Source organism: Aliterella sp. E5.1 (assembly GCF_057473825.1).
In genome coordinates this window covers 1-1156 of sequence record NZ_JBYCCV010000441.1, presented here as the reverse complement: position 1 = coordinate 1156, position 1156 = coordinate 1, and the positions used below count along the sequence as shown (strand labels likewise).

The following is a 1156-nucleotide window of genomic DNA, read 5'->3' as shown; positions in this document are numbered from 1 at the left end:
CTACTAAGGCTAGAGCTTGCTCTGACATTGGCTGAGGCAATGAGGAATCTATAACTTTTTGATAAACTTCTACTAATTCATCGTTAAGCTTGTTCATGTCATACTTTTCTTCAACACGCGATCGCCCGACTCTCCCCATTTGCTCCCAAATTTCGGGATGCTCGATGAGATAAGTTAGTTTTGAGGCGATCGCATCCCCATCTCGTTCGGGTACTAAAAACCCAGAATATCCATCTTCTACTAGCTCAGGAATACCACCGTGCAAGGTGCTAATTACTGGCATTCCCATTGCCATTGCTTCTTTTAATGTATTGATAGGCGCATCTTGATTTCCATCAACTCCAGTGACGCTAGGAGCAACAAAAATATGACATCTATCTAGAATTTCAATGATTTCTCGTTGTTGTTTCCAACCATGCAATTTGACAATAGAACTAATATTTAGCTCGGCAATCAATTTTTCAAAATGCTCTTTTAATTCGCCATCGCCGAGAATATTATATTCAAGATTTGGGTAACTATCAGCTATTTTTGCAACTGCTCTAAGGACGTATTCTATACCTTTTTTTTCTACTAGCCTCCCTGTAGTCGCAATTCGTATTTTTCCGTCTCTGGGAAAATACCGAGGTTTAAAGGCAAAATTACTACAATCTATTCCTGAGCCATGAATCAAAATTTTTGTAGGATCGCAACCTAAAGCGATCGCATAATTAGCGAAAAATTCGCAGTTTGCTAAGAAAAAATCGGTTTCTTGAAAAAGTTCTTGATAAGTTTTTTCTCCCCATTTGGGCAAAAATTTACTGATATCCGCACCTCGAAAGGTCGATATTAATTTTCCTTGTAATAGTCCAAGTTGGCGAAACCAAACACCAAATACGCCCAAGGTACTAAACTGACAATGGATAATATCATAGGATTTGTTGGTGTTTAGAAAAGGCATTGCTCGGTAAAGTAATTTTAATGACTTAGCTTGGCTTCCGTAACGAGATTTATTTAATAATTGCTGGCAAACTAAGGGATTTTTGGGAAAATTTATTAGTAACAATCCCAAACCTTTCAAACTGCGCCAAAATTCGTTCTTTGGTCGATTGGGAGCGTAGTAGGTACGCTCAAGGAGATTATATTGTTCTACTAATGGATGCACCTTAGAAATATC

At 38.1% G+C, this 1156-nt stretch carries 1 protein-coding gene; it reads right to left on the bottom strand.

The features are described from left to right. Positions 1-1156 (bottom strand): glycosyltransferase (locus AC2VE5_RS28055; RefSeq protein ID WP_486890781.1); only part of this gene is annotated, 1156 nt, incomplete at both ends.